The organism is Lacticaseibacillus sp. YLM2-1 (genome assembly GCF_056583465.1).
This window is the reverse complement of sequence record NZ_CM152617.1, coordinates 2,893,461-2,910,805: the sequence shown is the minus strand read 5'-3', so window position 1 is coordinate 2,910,805 and position 17,345 is coordinate 2,893,461. Positions and strand designations below refer to the sequence as shown.

Annotated in this window: 15 protein-coding genes and 1 tRNA gene; 12 read left to right on the top strand and 4 right to left on the bottom strand. The window is 46.2% G+C overall.

Annotation, left to right across the window (positions count from 1 at the left end; genetic code table 11):
• Nucleotides 1-15 precede the first annotated feature (15 nt).
• From AC07KQ_RS14070 to AC07KQ_RS14055, 4 genes are all read left to right on the top strand, one after another.
• The gene (locus AC07KQ_RS14070) at nucleotides 16-2,073 is read left to right on the top strand and encodes a BglG family transcription antiterminator (RefSeq protein ID WP_003568390.1); all 2,058 of its coding nucleotides are present in this window, start codon (nucleotides 16-18) and stop codon (nucleotides 2,071-2,073) included.
• A gap of 4 nt (nucleotides 2,074-2,077) precedes the next feature.
• A complete protein-coding gene (locus AC07KQ_RS14065) occupies nucleotides 2,078-2,521 on the top strand; it encodes a PTS mannitol transporter subunit IIA (RefSeq protein ID WP_003658978.1) in 444 nt (147 codons plus the stop codon).
• Between the two features lie 3 nt (nucleotides 2,522-2,524).
• Nucleotides 2,525-3,679 carry a mannitol-1-phosphate 5-dehydrogenase gene (locus AC07KQ_RS14060; RefSeq protein WP_013246154.1) on the top strand — a complete coding sequence of 385 codons (1,155 nt, stop codon included), beginning with the start codon at nucleotides 2,525-2,527 and terminating at the stop codon, nucleotides 3,677-3,679.
• A gap of 117 nt (nucleotides 3,680-3,796) precedes the next feature.
• A complete protein-coding gene (locus AC07KQ_RS14055) occupies nucleotides 3,797-4,753 on the top strand; it encodes an alpha/beta hydrolase (protein WP_003571988.1) in 957 nt (318 codons plus the stop codon).
• 96 nt (nucleotides 4,754-4,849) lie between these two features.
• Here AC07KQ_RS14055 and AC07KQ_RS14050 read toward each other — a convergent pair whose 3' ends face one another.
• Entirely contained in the window at nucleotides 4,850-5,779 is a 930-nt protein-coding gene (locus AC07KQ_RS14050; RefSeq protein ID WP_003568382.1) for an alpha/beta hydrolase, read from the bottom strand.
• Between the two features lie 199 nt (nucleotides 5,780-5,978).
• Between AC07KQ_RS14050 and AC07KQ_RS14045 the strand changes: the two genes are divergently transcribed.
• From AC07KQ_RS14045 to AC07KQ_RS14025, 5 genes are all read left to right on the top strand, one after another.
• Nucleotides 5,979-6,899, top strand: coding sequence for a ribose-phosphate diphosphokinase (locus tag AC07KQ_RS14045; RefSeq protein ID WP_003568380.1), 921 nt, complete (start codon nucleotides 5,979-5,981; stop codon nucleotides 6,897-6,899).
• A gap of 369 nt (nucleotides 6,900-7,268) precedes the next feature.
• Nucleotides 7,269-7,341, top strand: a tRNA-Lys gene (locus AC07KQ_RS14040).
• A gap of 133 nt (nucleotides 7,342-7,474) precedes the next feature.
• Nucleotides 7,475-7,714 carry a hypothetical protein gene (locus tag AC07KQ_RS14035; RefSeq protein ID WP_164998036.1) on the top strand — a complete coding sequence of 80 codons (240 nt, stop codon included), beginning with the start codon at nucleotides 7,475-7,477 and terminating at the stop codon, nucleotides 7,712-7,714.
• 1,066 nt (nucleotides 7,715-8,780) lie between these two features.
• The gene (locus AC07KQ_RS14030) at nucleotides 8,781-10,019 is read left to right on the top strand and encodes an MrcB family domain-containing protein (protein ID WP_003568323.1); all 1,239 of its coding nucleotides are present in this window, start codon (nucleotides 8,781-8,783) and stop codon (nucleotides 10,017-10,019) included.
• Between the two features lie 182 nt (nucleotides 10,020-10,201).
• Complete coding sequence (locus AC07KQ_RS14025) at nucleotides 10,202-11,131, top strand: DUF7916 family protein (RefSeq protein ID WP_003568321.1); 930 nt, start codon at nucleotides 10,202-10,204, stop codon at nucleotides 11,129-11,131.
• 80 nt (nucleotides 11,132-11,211) lie between these two features.
• On the opposite strand, the gene AC07KQ_RS14020 is transcribed toward AC07KQ_RS14025, so the two are convergent.
• The gene (locus AC07KQ_RS14020; RefSeq protein ID WP_274991151.1) at nucleotides 11,212-12,510 is read right to left on the bottom strand and encodes an APC family permease; all 1,299 of its coding nucleotides are present in this window, start codon (nucleotides 12,508-12,510) and stop codon (nucleotides 11,212-11,214) included.
• Between the two features lie 190 nt (nucleotides 12,511-12,700).
• On the opposite strand from AC07KQ_RS14020, the gene AC07KQ_RS14015 reads away from it, so the two are divergent.
• The 3 genes from AC07KQ_RS14015 (at nucleotide 12,701) to AC07KQ_RS14005 (ending at nucleotide 14,843) form a co-directional block, all read left to right on the top strand.
• Nucleotides 12,701-13,099 carry a hypothetical protein gene (locus AC07KQ_RS14015; protein ID WP_016385607.1) on the top strand — a complete coding sequence of 133 codons (399 nt, stop codon included), beginning with the start codon at nucleotides 12,701-12,703 and terminating at the stop codon, nucleotides 13,097-13,099.
• 119 nt (nucleotides 13,100-13,218) lie between these two features.
• On the top strand, nucleotides 13,219-13,728 hold the full coding sequence (locus AC07KQ_RS14010; protein ID WP_003568315.1) for a ClbS/DfsB family four-helix bundle protein: 510 nt from the start codon (nucleotides 13,219-13,221) through the stop codon (nucleotides 13,726-13,728).
• 257 nt (nucleotides 13,729-13,985) lie between these two features.
• Nucleotides 13,986-14,843 carry an NAD(P)-dependent oxidoreductase gene (locus tag AC07KQ_RS14005; protein WP_003571944.1) on the top strand — a complete coding sequence of 286 codons (858 nt, stop codon included), beginning with the start codon at nucleotides 13,986-13,988 and terminating at the stop codon, nucleotides 14,841-14,843.
• A gap of 254 nt (nucleotides 14,844-15,097) precedes the next feature.
• Here the strand turns inward: AC07KQ_RS14005 and AC07KQ_RS14000 are convergent, their stop codons facing one another.
• Nucleotides 15,098-15,787 carry a response regulator gene (locus tag AC07KQ_RS14000; protein ID WP_003568311.1) on the bottom strand — a complete coding sequence of 230 codons (690 nt, stop codon included), beginning with the start codon at nucleotides 15,785-15,787 and terminating at the stop codon, nucleotides 15,098-15,100.
• Nucleotides 15,765-17,252 carry a Spo0B domain-containing protein gene (locus AC07KQ_RS13995; RefSeq protein WP_043926006.1) on the bottom strand — a complete coding sequence of 496 codons (1,488 nt, stop codon included), beginning with the start codon at nucleotides 17,250-17,252 and terminating at the stop codon, nucleotides 15,765-15,767. Before AC07KQ_RS13995 ends, AC07KQ_RS14000 begins: the two co-directional genes overlap by 23 nt.
• Nucleotides 17,253-17,345: the final 93 nt, after the last annotated feature.

The window sequence follows — 17,345 nt, the reverse complement described above, 5'->3', positions numbered from 1 at the left end:
CTTGAGGCGAAAAATATGTTACTAACGAATCGTGAACAGGAAATGATCAGACTCATGATGAGTCAGCCCGCCGGTGTTAGCCGAGATGAGCTGGAACGGCAGCTGGGTGTCAGCCGTCGGACCATTTACCGTGAGCTTTCGCAATTGGAAAGTGACATCGCCACAATCGGTTTAAAACTCGATAAAGGCACTGGCAGCACGTATCGGTTGGTCGGGGATACCAATGATTTGGCTACCTTAACCGCGACTTTGGCAAAACAGGATCAGGTGGTGACATTTGATCCTAGCCAACGACAAAGTGCTTTAACATTACGGTTGCTGAATGCCAACGGTCCGGAAACAATGACGGCGTTAGCGGCAGCGGTTGACGTGAGTGTCACCACCATTAAGCAAGATCTGGATATTCTTGAACCCGCTTTGAATGAATATCATCTGCAATTAAATCGCCAAAAAGCTGCCGGTATCTGGATTGATGGTGCGGAAGGCGATATTCGCCGAGTATTGGTAGGCGTGTTGAATGCTGAGATTAATCCGTACGTTTTCTTCCGCTTTCTCCGTGATCCTCAGCAGACATTCGATCCAGTCACACATTATTTTGTTGAACGATTACCGCAGGAAGAGTTACTGGCAGCAAACGCGGCTTTGTTGCGCATCAAGGCGTTGGCGGATCTCAGCGACAACCAGCGCAAAGCGGTGTTACTGACAGTAGCAGTTAATACCCGCCGATTGCGAGAAGATCAGCATGTTGAAGCGCAACGCCATTTCGACCAGGAACGGCTTTTCCAGGACCAACAATTGGCTCTCGAGTTTCTGGCGGAGATGGACTCCGCGATTCGCCAGAAAGTCCGCGTTGGCGATTATCAGTTTCTTGCCGTGGAGCTCAGTACCATTCGCGGTGGCTTGGCTGGAGAACCAGTTGATCCGTTTGATTTAACGGTTAACCTTGAAGTGCAGGAATTGATTCGTGAAGTTGCCAGATCATTTCCCGGGAAATTTTTCGGGAATACGCAGCTTTACTCATCGCTGTTGGCTCATGTCCAACGAACCGCTGGCGGTGATTGGCTGCCAGGCGTCACGATGACGAATCCAGTGCTGGCTCATCTGCGCGACGATTATCCTGAACTTTACCACGCAGTTCAACAAGCGGCTGACGATGTTTTTGGTCGCGGTGCCTTTACTGGAAATGCGCTCGGGTATCTGGTGTTGTACTTTGCTTCAGTCTTGGACCATACCCACACCGAAGTGCCAGCAGCTGTCTTGCTGATTACGAGCGATGGCCCGGGGACCGGCAGTCTGATTGCTGGGAAGCTACGTGTACAGGTGCCGGAAATTCGAGAGATCAAAATCATTCAGGTTAGTGATCTGCCGAACCAGAATCTGGCACATTACGGTTTGATTCTTGCGACGATGCCATTGCCGGGATTCAAGCATCAGTATCTTGTCATCACGCCAATCTTGGCGCGTGATGAGATTACTGAAATCAGACGGTTATTGCAACAGGTCAAGCCGAAAGAAGCGATCCAGCAAAGACAACCGTCATTAGATCAGACTGTGACGGCGTTTGAAAGTCTCAAAACCATGGTATTAGCAGCTGATGACATGTTACAGCACTTCGCTGTGACAGAGATCACCGAAGCGGTGACAACCTCAGAAGCGACAATCGATGCCATGCTAGCACATTTACCAGACGTGGTGGCAGAAGCGCCGGTCGTCAAAGACGCCTTGCTAAAGCGACTAGAATTAGCGCCAGTTGGGATTCCCGATACCGGACTCGCTATGATCCATACCAGTAGTCAGGGTGTGACAGTGCCTTACATCGGCGCATTCGATTTAAAAACGCCGCTGTCGCTTCCAGCCATGGATATGGGCACGATCATGTTGCATCGGGTATTGCTACTTTTGACACCGAACCCAGTTGCTCAGGAAACACTAACGCTATTGAGCGCTGTCAGCGCAAAGCTGATTGCGTCAACAACGAATTTACAACTTTTTGAAAAAGGGCATTATAGCCAGTTGTATCAAATCATCACAGAAGTATTTATGAATGAAATCAAAAAAATTGATCGAAGGTGACATGATGAAAGGACTAGACGTTAAAACGATCAAACTTGGTCAGGAAGCAAAGACCAAGGAAGAAGCCATTCGTCAGGCCGGCCAACTCTTGGTCGACAATGGTAATGTCGAACCAGCTTATATTGATTCGATGCTTGATCGGAATCGCGATGTTTCTGTGTATATGGGTAACTTCATTGCTATTCCTCACGGCACTGAGGCCGGGATGAAATATATTAAGTCGACGGCTATTTCGATTGTGCAATATCCATGGGGTGTTGACTGGTCGGATGATCCGGCTGATGAGAACTTGGTCACGGTTGTTTTTGGGATTGCTGGCTTAAATGGCGAACATCTCAAATTGTTGTCGCAAATTGCGCTTTATTGCAGTGATGTTGAAAATGTTCAGAAACTTGCCGACGCCCAAACGCCGGAGGAAATCGTCAATTTACTAAAGGAAGTTGAATAAATTATGATGGAAGCAGTACATTTTGGTGCAGGTAATATTGGTCGCGGATTTATCGGTGAAACACTTGCCGCTAACGGTTTCAAAATCAATTTTGTCGATGTTAACGAGACGATCATCAATGCGTTAAACCAACGCGGCGAATATACGATCACCTTAGCAGCGCCCGGTGAGAAGAAGATTCATGTGGACAATGTTGACGGGTTGAACAATGCCAAGGATCCCGAGGCAGTTGTGAAGGCAATTGCGCAGGCTGATCTGGTGACCACCGCCATTGGTCCGAAGATTCTGCCAATCATTGCACCGCTAATTGCCCAAGGCTTGCAGGCACGTGATGCAGCCAACAATCATCAGGCATTAGATGTGATTGCATGTGAAAATATGATCGGTGGCTCCCAGTCACTTAAGAAGAGTGTCTACGAGCATCTCGATGACGCCGGCAAGACCTTTGTTGATACGTACGTTGGCTTCCCTAACGCCGCGGTTGATCGAATCGTGCCGCAACAAAAGCACGATGATCCCTTGGCCGTTAGTGTTGAAGATTTCAAGGAATGGGTTGTTGACGAGAGTCAGATGAAGAACAAGGATCTGAAACTCAAGACTGTAGACTATGTGCCCGACCTGGAACCTTATATCGAACGGAAACTCTTCTCCGTCAACACTGGTCACGCTACCACGGCTTACACCGGCAAGTACCTTGGCTACACGACAATTGGCGATGCCATCAAGGATCCTAAAGTCTTCAATCAGGCAAAGGGTGCGCTGGCCGAAACCCGTTCGTTGTTGTTGTCAGAGTTCAAGAATTTTGACGAAAAAGACCTCGAAAACTATCAAAATCGGGTGTTGCAACGTTTCCAGAATCCGTACATCTCAGATGATATTTCTCGAGTTGCCCGGACACCAATCCGCAAACTAGGTTACGACGAACGCTTTATTCGCCCAATTCGCGAATTGAAGGAACGCGGTTTGAATTACAGCGTTTTGATGGACACCGTTGGCATGATGTTCCATTATGTTGAACCTAATGATGCCGAAGCTGTGAAGTTGCAAGCGATGCTGAAGGATCAGCCGCTGGTGGATGTTATCAAAGAAGTGACCGGTTTGAAAGATGCTGGCTTGATTGATGAAGTCGAAGCTAGCGTTAAGTCCAAAGATCGTTAATAGATAAGGTTAATTCATACGATTAGACTGTCAGTTGACTCACTGGCAGTCTTTTTGCGTTAAGATGGGATTAATCTTTTAATGCGATTTGAACATGGTGAAATGGAGGCCTTGGTAATGGCAGATGATGACATTTTAGCAAAAATTCAGGCAGGCTGGGCGCAGACGGCAGCGCGCGATAAGGCGCGGTATGCGGATGAACGGGTGCCAGAGGATGTCCACTGGGAAACGGAATACCGGTATGAAAACTCTGCTGACCCGCAGCAGACCTTGAACTTATATTATCCGGCAAAACGCCGCAATGCGACGTTGCCAACTGTGATTGATGTTCATGGCGGCGGCTGGTTTTATGGCGATCGCAATCTCAACCGAAATTATTGCCGCTATTTGGCGAGTCAAGGTTATGCCGTGATGGGCATGGGGTATCGCTTGCTGCCAGATGTCGATGTGCGCGGGCAGATTCAAGACATCTTTGCTAGCTTACGTTGGTTGTCACATTTTGGCCCGCAGCGCGGCTTTGATCTCGATCATGTTCTATTGACCGGTGACTCGGCAGGCGGCCATCTAGCGTCACTAGTGGCCTGCATTCAGCAAAGCGAAGAGCTGCAAGAACTTTTTGGCGTTGATCGGGTTAATTTCAATTTCACTTTGGTGGCCTTGGTGTGCCCAGTCGCTGAACCTGGCAAACTGCCAGAAGCTGCTGGTGATATGAGCGATATGGCCGCTTTTTATCTTGATAAGCTGAGCGGTGGCGATGCTGCATTGGCTGACCACCTTAACTTTTCTCAAGTTGCCAAAGACCTCAAGTTACCGCCATTCATGCTGATTGGCGGCCAAAATGACAGCTTCTATTTGCAAAGTCAGGCTTTGCTAGAAGTGTTTGCTGCCGATAAGGTGACCTATACGACCAAATTGTGGCCAGCCAGCGCCGGTCCGCACCTTAAGCACGTTTTTAATGTTCAACATTGGGAATGGCCGGAAAGTATCGAGACAAATTTGGCCATGTTGCGTCAATTCGATGTGCTCAGTAACCAACGCGATGAGGCTGAAGCAGATGATGAGGGCGACCTCTAGACTGTGCTGCGCTTTTTGATTAGACATTAAAATGGATCGTTTGAATGGTGGTGATCATTCAGACGATCCATTTTTGTGATGGTTACAAAGCGGCAGTTAGAAAAAGATATCTAGAAAACGTTTGACGTGTGCCTGATAAGCTTCCGGGTTGATCCAGTAGCTTTCCGCGTGCGCAGCGCCCGGAACGATCCAGAGGGCTTTAGGACCCGCAGAAGCCGCATAATTTTGCCGACCCATTTTCGTTGGTACATAGACATCTTCCGCACCGTGAATAACCAATAGTGGCAAGTGGTTACGGGTGAGTGCTTGGCGGACGTTGACAACGCGTAGAGGATAACCTAACCGGCGATAGTTAAGAAAACTTGCCAGTGGCACCAACGGCATTGGTGGCAGGTGAAACTGCTTTTTCAGTAAGTAGGCCAGCTCGGTTTCAACATCGGTGTAGCCGCAGTCTTCAATGACAGCCTTCACTTGTTTTGGCAAACTGGGTTCGCCTGCCACCAACGAAACTGTGGCACCACCCATGCTGGTACCAAACAACAGCAGTTGACTGTCTGCACCGATTCGATCAATGATACGTTGCAGCCAACCCAAATAATCCAGCCGATCCAGCCAGCCGAAACTAATGTATTGGCCATCCGATTCACCATGCCCGCGATCATCCGGTAGCAGGACATTGAAGCCTAGATCGTAAAACATGTGGGCAAAGTTGCTCATCGTAATCCCAGTACCTTTGTAACCGTGGCCCACAATCACCGCTTTTTTACTGCCGGGATGTGGCAACCAAAGAGCTTCAAGTCGTTGATTATCCGGGGCTGTCATATGCCATGCCTCAATATTGGCCTGACTTTCGACCCAGTGGACATGGCGATAATATGAAGCCGCATACTTTTGCATCGAACGCCGCGCGTCTGGAATATAGTTAATGCGGCGAAATGCATATTGATAAAAGCTTTCGGCGGTCGCTAACGTGCCAGCCGATAATAACAGTGGGGTTGCAAGGCCGATCAAATGGCTTTGTTTCATGACTCAGTGCCTCCCATTTCCAAGTCTTGCAGTCAGGGCAAAGCACGGCGGAGACCGGGGTGCCGCCTGCTGGAGCGCTGCTTATGAATCTGCAAATGTTATGATATTACTTTACCGCATTGGATAATCAGTCGCAATTTCTTGCCTTTTCTCGTATAATGACGGTGCAGACCGTTAAATACGAAAAAGGGAGAAATCGATGCACGAATTAAAATTATTCAGTCTTAATGGGAACCGGCCATTAGCTGAAAAGATTGCGGAAGAGGTCGGGCTACCGCTGTCGCCAGCTCGAGTGAATCATTTTGCTGATGGGGAAGTTCAAATTGAACTACCGGAAAGTGTTCGTGGCGCTGATGTATATGTGATCCAGTCGGTCTCTGATCCGGTTAATGAGAACTTCATGGAACTTATGATCATGGTTGATGCGTTGCGGCGGGCGAGTGCTCACCATATTAATGTCGTGATTCCTTATTATGGCTACGCACGGGCTGATCGCAAGGCGCGCTCCCGTGAGCCAATCACAGCCAAACTTGTTGCTAACATGCTGGAGATGGATGGCGTTAATCGGATCATTGCTGTTGAACTTCATGCGGATCAGATTCAAGGCTTTTTCGATATCCCAGTTGACCATCTCAAGGCCCACCACTTGATCGGCGATTACTTCAAGAAGCTAGATCTTGGCGATAATGTCGTTGTCATCGCGCCTGATCACAGTGGTACCAAACAAGCGCGGGCATTGGCTGAAGAATTACATACGCCAATTGCTATTGTTGATAAGCGCGATCAAGAGCACATCGGGGTTATCGGGGACGTTGCTGGCATGCACGCCATCGTGATTGATGACCTAATCGATACCGGCGATCGCATCGTGGACTCTTACAAAGCCCTGAGTGAAGCAGGTGCACTTGATGTCTACGCGGCAGCCACCCACGGCGTATTCTCCCGTGGCGCTGTTGATCGCATCAAGCATCTGGGACTCAAGCGGGTCGTCATCACTGATACCATTAAGCTCGATCCTAAGCACAAATTCGAAGGCTTAGATCAGATCTCGGTCGGTCCAATGCTTGGCAAGGCGATCAAACTGATCAACAGCAATCAATCCATTCATGTTTTGTTCTAGAATAAGTTAGTGAAATAAGGCGGCGATGGCCGTCTTTTTTTGTGAGCGCGAGCAGGAGCGCATTTAAACCGGAGCGTAAGTGGCCTTGAAGCCAAATGGCCAAGTTTTGGTCATGCGACTTCAAGGTCTTTACATGCAAGGCGAATGCGAGCACATTATCACGAAATAAGAGCGTGAACAACCACTCGTCAAATGACCATCAGCAAATTGCCAGTAACCGACGAAATCGCTGCCTAACCGCTTGATGACACAATGCAGCAGGCAGCTTTTTGTCACATTCTTTGAAAAAAGATTTGCAAAACACTTGCGCCAGTAAGGGGTACATGATATTATATTTAAGTCGTGAAGCGCGACAGACATAAGCAGCATGGGTGGTTAGCTCAGCTGGCAGAGCAACGGACTCTTAATCCGTGGGTCCAGGGTTCGATCCCCTGACCACCCAGAATATAAACGTAACCGCGACCCACAGGCAGATAGAAATGCTTGTGGGTCGCGGTTTTTCGTTACTTTTAAAGCTATAAAAACTGTTATCGAAGCATTAAAAGGTTCTGCGTCAACTTGTGTTGAAGATAAATATGTCATATGAATGGCTCTCTTTTTGGGGAGCCATCTTTGTCATGTTCTGCTGCGGTTTGGTGAACCTTCTTGAAGAAGTTCAGCAGGTTCTTGAAGCGGAAACAGGAGCGTTTGAGCGGGATGGTACCCCTTCGATGGCTCGTTGGAGAGAGGAAGAGAGCATGGGGTGGTTACGGCGAGGCGAACAGCGCCTTAGTGTTGATATCGTCATGCCCATTGGTGTGCCCTTTGGTTCGTAGGTGCTAATAAGTATGACAAGGCAGTCGGCGTCATGTAGACTTGCTTGAGCTTAGCTCAGTATCGAATGCGATATCGATATGTCTTCTATTGCATTACATATTCGTTTAAGCACAGCAGGAAACTTTTTTATTTGGCATCAGGAGCGGTTCGATGGAAAAGCCGCCGTGCCTTACAGGGTCGACTGGGTTTGTCATTGGGCTGTTTGATCTCCTGAACGTGCATTGGGTCAAGGCTGGGTCGTAAACTGGACGATATAGACCCGATTAATGATAACCTGCGCATTTAGGGAAACTTCGTGGACAATGGTCTTGTTAGGGAAGTTCATTTCCATGTTGATGATCTGTACCTGAAGGCGTTCTGTGAGTGAATAGTAAGCGATGAAGAAGACCTTAATTCTACGATTAACCAGTTGTCCAATAGAGGCACCGGTTGATGCGACACCGTTTCAAGACAGATAAACGACAGTCGAACAAACTCGTCAAAGCAGAGACTGGGGACAGGTGGCGAATGGGAAACAGTTTGAGACTCTAATTTATGGATTTGTTGGCCTAAAGAAGATGAGATCCTAACAATATGCGCGATTACGGTGACGATTAATCGTTTATAAGCCAGTTTCGCCATGTGTTTTGCGGCAGTTATGACCACGCCTCAAAGCCATCAGATTAGCCGGTAAGCTCAATAATATGATACTGGCGTCAGTGCGTCCTGTTGTCTCGATATTCACGGCGAATAGAGGCGACTTTGATACTAGTATCTGTTTTTCCGAGGACATGCAGTGTAAGATCGTTTTCGGACATTTACTCATGACCTCGCTTGCTTTTGGTTTCGACGCTAACGAGAAGGGTATGAACTCTGAGCAGGTGTCCATCGTGTTATCGAAAAAAGTCGTACCTTGTCAGCGTTGATTATTTCTCAACACCAGAAAGTGTATACCACATTCTTCGCAATGCATGAACCGCTTTGTTGTTATTTTTTGGAAGGATTAAAATAATAGTACAATTGGTTTCGGTTCAGTGTTAGCGTGAGCCTTTTACAAAATTATCTCGAAAATAAGGAGGAATTGACGTGAATTTAAAAGAGTTAATAAAATATGTGTTTGAACATTATCCAATACGGAAGCCTACTGGTTTTAATGAAAGACAGGGAAAAGGGGATCCGCTAGTTAGCATTATAAAAAAGGGTCTAACACAAATTGAAAATAGTGAACTTGTTTTGGGGGAAAGATACTCTTCTAAGGGGTCTGCAGGCATGGGTGAATGGGCAACCATACCATGGATTGGCTTGTTCGATCATGAAATTTCAATGAGTGCAAAAAAAGGATTTGATCTTGTTTATTTATTCTCGGCTGATTTAAAAACTGTATATTTATCACTCAATCAGGGATGGAATTTCTATCAAAATAAATATAGTGGAAAATCAGCACTTGAAAATATAACGAAAGTATCGGAATATTGGCGATCCAGACTGACTAGGACAACGGATTCGATGACTGGTGACAGTATTGATTTACATGCATCACAGTTTAAAAATACAAAGTTGCCAAGGGGATACGAACAAGGTTCTATTTTGAATATCGAATACCGGAGAGACAACTTACCGGATAATGTTACGCTAATAAGTGACTTGCTTGCAATGAGAACCGTTCTCGAAGAACTAAAGCGCCAATTATTTTCACCTGATGATTTAGAAATTTCAATCGCCTACATTTTAAGATCAACTAAAAAATGTCAATTGCCTGTTGATTCTCAACTAAATACTAAATCCGAGAAAAAGATAGATTATTCTTCCCTTACTAATATGGATTTGGAAAAAGCCCCACAACCGAGCGGAATTTTACAGGATTCTAATCCAGGTTTCTTGGCAAGAAGCAGAGATTACGCGGAACTACAGCGAGACAACACAAGAGTTGGGTTTTTGGGAGAAATACTGGTATTAAAAAAAGAAAAGAAATCTTTGATTGATGCGGGCAAGGTAGAGCTAGCTAATCAAGTTGAGCATGTATCTCAAACGCAAGGGGATGGATTGGGTTATGACATTAAATCTTTTTATCCGAATGGTAGTTTAAAATATATTGAAGTCAAAACAACTTGGGGGCACGGTAATTTACCATTTTTCTTGTCCCAAAACGAAATGAAATTTTCAAAAGAAAATAAGAACCAATATGTATTGGTTCGAGTCTATGATCTCCCTAGAAATGGCCATGTCCCAGGAAAGTTCTATGAGATCAAAGGTGATCTCTCTCAACAGTTGGATATTAGCCCTCAAACATATGTTGCTAGATTTGATAAAGGTGCTAAGAAATAATAAAAAGATAGCCACTGCTTATGAGCCAATAGAATGCTTGCAAATCGTGGTTATCTTTATTTGGTGTTGCTTCAAATATATTGAGAAGGAATCGGCTAGATGTCCATATTTGAAGTAACATACTTTAGACTGCAAGGTGCTACTATTAATTAAAAGACAACCAATAGGAGGCAATGAACAAAATGGTGAAACGACTACTAAGTGCCAGTACAAGCGAGGTCATGACGTTTGATGGGCAGCAGCTTAAGGAAAGCATCAAGGCTAGCGAAGGGCGGATTATCGTTAGCGAAAATATCGTGACGCAAGAGAATTTGGACAGTATTACCACAGCCGAAATTGCTGCAGCATTTGGCGCTGATATGATTCTTTGCAATCGCCTTGATGTTGATGATCCCAAAATTTTTGGCCTATATCCTGGTGAAAGAGATTTATACAGCGCGCCTAAGCATGACGGCAAAGAGAGCATCACGAGACTGCGAAAACTGGTTGGCCGACCAATTGGAATTAATATTGAACCGATTGGCGACAATCCCAAAATGATGGAAAATCAAATTGCCATTTTGCCAGGATGCACTGCCAGTGAGGCGGTCATCAAAAAAGCCGAAGAAATGGGTTTTCAGTTCATGGTGCTGACCGGTAATCCGGGTACTGGCGTTACAAATGAAGCGACCATTCGCAGTATTGCGTTAGCCAAGAAGTATTTTACCGGCCTAATTATTGCAGGGAAAATGCATGCTTCTGGTGTTGACGAACCGCTCATGACGGAAGAGACGGCGAAAAAGTTTATTGAAGCAGGTGCAGATGTGATTTTGGCGCCGGCGGTTGGATCAATTCCGGGATTTGATGAAGCTGACTTGAAGGCGGTTGTGAAAGTTGTTCATCGCTTGGGTGGTTTGGTGATGAGTGCGATTGGCACGAGTCAAGAAGGCAGCGGCAGTCATGTGTTGCAGGAGATGGCGATTCGAAATAAAATCTGTGGCGTTGATATGCAGCATGTGGGCGATTCTGCATGGGGATTCGAATCACCTGTCGATAACTTATACGCAGTCAGCAAGGCGATCCGTGGCGAGCGGCACACCATACAGAGAATGGCGAGGTCCATTAATCGGTAACGATAACAACATGTTGTTAAAATAACCGGCAGAGCTTTCAGCCGGTTATTTTTGTGACTTTTACAAACCAGCAAGCTGCGTCATTCACCTCGTCTGCGGGTGTCGGTGGCGTAGATGACGCTGCCGATCAATGCAACGATCACGGCAATCAGCCAAGTCAGCCATGTCGCACTGGTCATTAGATAGCCGATCAGCAATAAGGCAAATCCCATTAAAAGTGGCGCCATTGGTAGGTGAATACCAGCGGGTAGGGTTGGATCATGCCGTAATTTGAACCATGCTAGGATGGTCGTGATGTATTGAAGAAAGGCACTAAATACGATCAGGTTGACTAAAAATAGGTAGCTGCCAGATACCACTAGCAATGCGGCAATACCGATTGTCAACCAGATAGCGACAAATGGGGCACCACTTTTGTTGGTTCGCCCGAATACTGCTGGTAGCAAAGTTTTTTCGGTTGCTAATGAAGCCATTTCGATTGGCGTATCGAAAGAAACGGCGACAGCAACACCCAGAATGGAGATGAGCATACCTAATATCACCACCGTTTTTCCGATGGTACCAACAACTGCGGCGAACGCTGCCGCGACTGGTAAGGTTTCAGCAGTCAGATTGGTGCTGAGAATAACGATCGTCGTCATTTGAGCCATGCCATAGATGGCAATAACGATCAACATGACCACCATGAGGGCGCGTGGGAGTGTTTTTTTTGGATTTTTCATTTTGTTCGCGGCAACTGGCAGGAATGAAAAGCCGGTAAACATATAGAATGCTGTCGAGAAAGCTGTGCGAAAATCTGATGAAACTGCTTGCGCCTGGCATACGTGCAGGCCGTGTGTACTGATGAAATAGCCACCGGCAGCAATCACCGCGATGAGAATGATGATCTTCAAGGCACTGGAGATATTATCGATGAACGTGAGGATATTTGGTCCGATTAAATTAATGGCGATTAAAGCAGCAATGATCACTAAGGCCACGCTAATATAGACGCTTCGTTGCTTGACAACGGGTATTAATCCGCCCAATGCAGTGAGAAAAGCGGCCAATTCAGCCGCAATGGTAATCACGCCCAGAAACCATCCAAACCAACCTGTTTGAAAGCCGACAAAAGCGCCAAAAGCGCGATTTGAATAGACCCACGCACCGCCATCATCGTCTATTTTAGAGGCGAGCATAACGTAACTCAGTGCAATTAACGTTGTACTGAGTCCAGCCAAAACAATCGCGCTGACACTACCCAAGCCAGCTTCTTGATAAAGTGTGCCTGGCAACAAAAAGATACCGGATCCAATGATGCCATTGATCCCAAGCAGAATGACACTTGCAAAGGATAAGGTTTTGTTCGTACCGCGGTGACGCCCGGATGGTTTTCGCATCGTAGTCATTCCTTCATTGCTTTAGTGAGTGTTTTAGTCGTTAGGCAAGGAACGGGTGAGCTAATTAATTCTTATTTCTGGCACTAAACGGTACACTGTGGAAGCTACCACACGTCAATTTGAAAGGTTGATGTGTATTCGCAAACACCAAATGATAAGCCATATTCTAACAGAAAGGTTTTGAATAAGAATGCAAAGAGACTTGGGCAGTTACGATTACGTACAACGGGTTTATAACGAAAACATGCGACTGACGGCGTATAAACTTCCGCAGACTGCCGCAGATGGCGACGTCATTTTCATCGATGATGGGTTGATCAAGCTAACCATGCAGATCGCTGATGGCCGGGTTTTGAAAATCACAATTGTGGCAACAAATCCACGCTCCTCGGTTTACATGCAGGTTTTTGAAGGATTCGAATTCGGATTTAATGCAGTCAGCACATGGATTCAAAATTACGAGGAAACGACCAGCACGCATGGCCCATCGCGAGGGATCGTGAAGGGCATGTTGGCTGATTACAATACAACGGCCGATAATGTGTTGACGGTGAGTTTGACACGAGTTTCTGGAAAGGCACTAGAATAAGGTTCTTGAATCAGTGCCTGTTGCTCTTTGATAAAGAGAATGAAAGGCTTCTTATTATCCTAAAAGAGTAGCAACCTTCGACGTGACTTGGTACGCTTTAGCTAAAGGAGCTGATCAAGTTGAAAACATACGCCGATAAACAAGCCTTGCTGGACACGATCGAAGAGCGCTATGCGAAATTTAGGGCGGAATTTACCGATATCCCCGAAGAAAAGCGCGAGTTGCTGGTTGAAGGGGTTGATAAGACACCGTCAGAAATGCTGTCATACCAATTGGGTTGGCTCAACTTGTTGCTGAGCTGGGATCGCGATGAGGTTGCTGGTATTGAGGTTGAAACGCCCGCACCGGGCTATAAATGGAATAACCTAGGTGGTTTGTATCAATCTTTTTATGAGCACTATGGTCAACAAAGCCTTCAAGACCAACTTGCTGCGCTTGATCTGCTGGTCAAGGAGTTGTGTACTTGGATCGAGACGTTATCACAATCGGAGCTTTTCGATGCAGGCGTTCGGAGGTGGGCTACGACCAAGACGCAATGGCCGTTGTGGAAGTGGATTCACATCAATAGTGTTGCGCCGTTTACAAATTTTCGACCGAAAATTCGTAAATGGAAAAAATTAGCACTGTAAACCTATTAGGAACACTTTTTGTTGGCATCAAACAGGTAAGGTGGAGGGAAAAAAGACGACAATGACTCGTACCGAGCTGTGTTATTGAAATCGCTTTTCAATCATGCTAAGTTAATGGGTACAGGTGTTATTGATCCTGTTTTAATCGAATTTAGCTGGCAATGAATTTCTTGATCAAATGCTTCTTCAAGAAAAAGACTTGTTTTTTAAGTATCTATTGCCTAGGTGAATATTTTCGATCGGGAAGGAAGAAGAACATGAAAATAACATTTATTGGTGTTGGCGATATGGGCAGTCATATGGTGCCACATTTGGCCAAGGCTGGCTATGACGTCACAGTTTGGGATAAAGTGCCCGCCAAGATGGCGGCAGTAGCGGGAGATCACGTTCGCACTGCAACTTCATTGGAAGATGCTGTGACAGCGTCCAAGGTCATTATCACATCGGTCATGTCAGACGATGTGCCAGCACTTCATATTGGGACCACTGAAACTCCGGGTATTGTGCATTATTTGCAGCCGGGGAGTACGCTGATTGTGACCTCAACTTTGGACCCGCGTAAGATTACTGCGATTCAAGCCGTCATGCCGACCAAGACCCATCTACTAGATGTGCCAATGATTGGCGGCGTGAAGTATGCACGTGAAGCTGGCTTGGTTCTGATTGCCGCTGGCGACAAACAGGCGGTTGCTGATGTTACACCTATCTTGAAAACGTTTGGCACTGTAAAATATGTCGGTGAGCAGGGAAATGGTGCAAAACTGAAATTGATCACGAATGTTGCCATCATGGCAGCAGAGGCCGGCATTCGTGAGACACTTGACTTAGCCGATGCCTATGATATTGACTACCAAACAACACTCGACTTGCTCCAGATGGGCCCATTGAAGCCAGTTGTGATCCGCGCTTTAGATGAAAGCAATCCGCGGCCGCTAAAAGATTCCGTAGCCGATGAAGTCGAACTAGACAATGCGACCAAGGACTTTGTAGATTTGCCAATTGCAAGCGCCGCCATGCGTCGTCTACAAAAAGCCGTTGATTCAGTAGCAGGTGAAGCACAGTTTATTGATATTACGAACAAAAATACGGCTTTGCCTGAAGCGTCGAAAAAATAGGAGAAACGGTGCCAATGGACCGTTTCAGACATCTTTAACGGGTGTGTGAACCGGTCTTTGTGGAAAGTGGCAGCGAGTTTCACGTGGAACCAAATGTAGGCCTTAATTTTCTGAGGAGTTCCACGTGAAACTTATCTATTTTAGGAAATACAGTATCAGCGTTCATTGTATGTAAGCAACCTTAATCATTAACAACAAAAAGGCAGTGATCTTAGTATTTAAGATCACTGCCTTTTTAAAGATTTGAATGATGTTTACGACAGCGCATGGGGTGCCGTGACCATCTGATAAGTTTTATAAGGTCGGCCTGTCTTGCGATAAATCGTATCGCCTTTCAGAAAATGATGATCCTCTAGAAAACTTAAATATTTCCGGACAGAAACATGCGAGAGACCGGTTTCTGTCGTTAATTGTGCGACGGTAAATGGTTGCGGGAGTTGTTTAATGGCGCCTTGAATGAGTTGCAACGTGGCTTTGCTCAGGCCTTTGTCTAGATCGACTGTCGGAGGGATGGTTGTTTGTGGTTCGAAATACGTGTCGAGTTGACTTTGATTAAGCTGATCAGTTACCAATGCTTGATGCTTGGTTCTGTAACGTTGAATACTTTTTTCGAAGCGTTCCAACGTGAATGGTTTGATGAGGTAGTCAATCACGCCTAAGTGCAAGGCATCATTGACAATGTTGACCTCGTTTGCCGCGGTGATGAGGATCACATCAACGGTTTGTTTGGTGCGGCGCAGGTCGGTTAAAAAATCAATGCCGTTGCCGTCTTTGAGGCGAATGTCGAGTAAAACGAGTTGGATGGATCGGCTGGCTAAGAGTTTTTTTGCTTCAGCGATGGTTTCTGAAGAGTAGATGGTGTCAAAAGTACCGATTTTTTCTAAATAATTGCGGTGGATAAATTGCACCATTGGATCATCTTCAACGATTAGGATGTTCGTCATTTTGAGCCTCCTCGTGGTAGTCCACGGTTAATGTTAGTGTCAGCGGATCGGTTGAGCTAACGGTGACTGAGCCGTTCAACTCCGTCAGCAGTTGTTGGAAGTAGTCTTGATGAATAAGCGAGATAAAGTCCGTTCGTTTGGCTGGTTCGTCTAAATGATAGGCGATCGTGAGACGATTCTGTGCGTACTCTAGCTGGATCAAAATGGTGTCCGGCAAATCGTGCTGCAGTAGCCCGAAATGTAGATAGCGGCTTAATGTTAACAGCGTTTTGGTTTCTTGGGTATTAGGATTAGGTGGTAGTTCGGGGGAAATTTCAAAGTCGAGGGTCGTTTTGCGCTCGGCAAACTTTTCGCGTTCACCAATCATGAAGCCGGCAACGAGTGGATTTTTGACCAGCAAGGCCAAGCGATTTGCAAATTCTTGCTCTGGTTTTAACAAATCTTGCAAGTAGATGGCCAATTCGTCATATTGTTTTATTGCCACCAAGCCGTAAATCACGTGCAGCTTATTCATGAATCCATGTGACTGGCTTTGCAGTGCGTTGGCATAGGCGGTGGTGTTGGCCAACTGATCGGCGACAAAGATCGCTTCGGTAGCGTTTCGTAGAAAGATAACGTAACCTATTTTTTGTTTTTTCACCATAATAGGTGCGGCAGAGAAAAGATAATCCTGGCCATCCTGTTGATAAAACTGCTCGGTTTTAACATTCAGATTGACACGTTCAGGGTTGGCAATCAAGGTCGTCAATGGCTGGCCAATAAAGGCGCTTTCGGTTATAAGGTGATTTTGCAGCTTGGCAGCGGCTTTGTTGATGAGCATGATGACTTGGTGCAAATCAATCACAATGACAGGATCCTTGGTTTCTTCAAGCATTGCATTGCGTTCTTCAAGCAGCCTAGCAATTTCTTTGGGCTCAAGGTCATGAAGCTGATGCTTAATATAGTAGGCGACTAAAAACGCTGTCAGCAGGCCCATGATCGTACCGGCGAATAGCGCCAGCCGGAAGCCATCTTGCGAGGTCTTGATGAGTGTTTGCAGTGAGGTGACCTTAATGCCTAGTGCCACAACACCGATCTCTTTGCCTTGGCGATACACTGGGACGAATCCGCGCAGTGAGCGGCCCAAGGTTCCGCGCCGAACCGAAACATGCTCATGACCGCGCAAGGCAGTCACTTCATCACCACCTTGAAAATGTCGATTGATTTGTTTGGGATCGGGATGCGTCAGGCGAATGCCTTGCATATTCATGATGACAACAAAATCTAAATCAAAATTTTTCTCGACAGTCCCTGCGTAGGTGCGCGTGGCTGAATCAGCCTTGTTTGCTTCAAGTGCGGCGGTTACACGGGGATCCTTTGCTAACTGACGGCCAATTGAGATCAACAATTGACCTTCACGGCTTTCAAATTGCTGACGGTTTTCCAGCATGGTCAAACCATAAACAGTTAGAACCGTTAATAACAGGGTCTACACTTTCTGGTGTTGAGAAATAATCAACACTGAACGTGTAGGCCCTTTTTGGATAACGCAAAAAGACACCTACTCAGTGTCCATGCT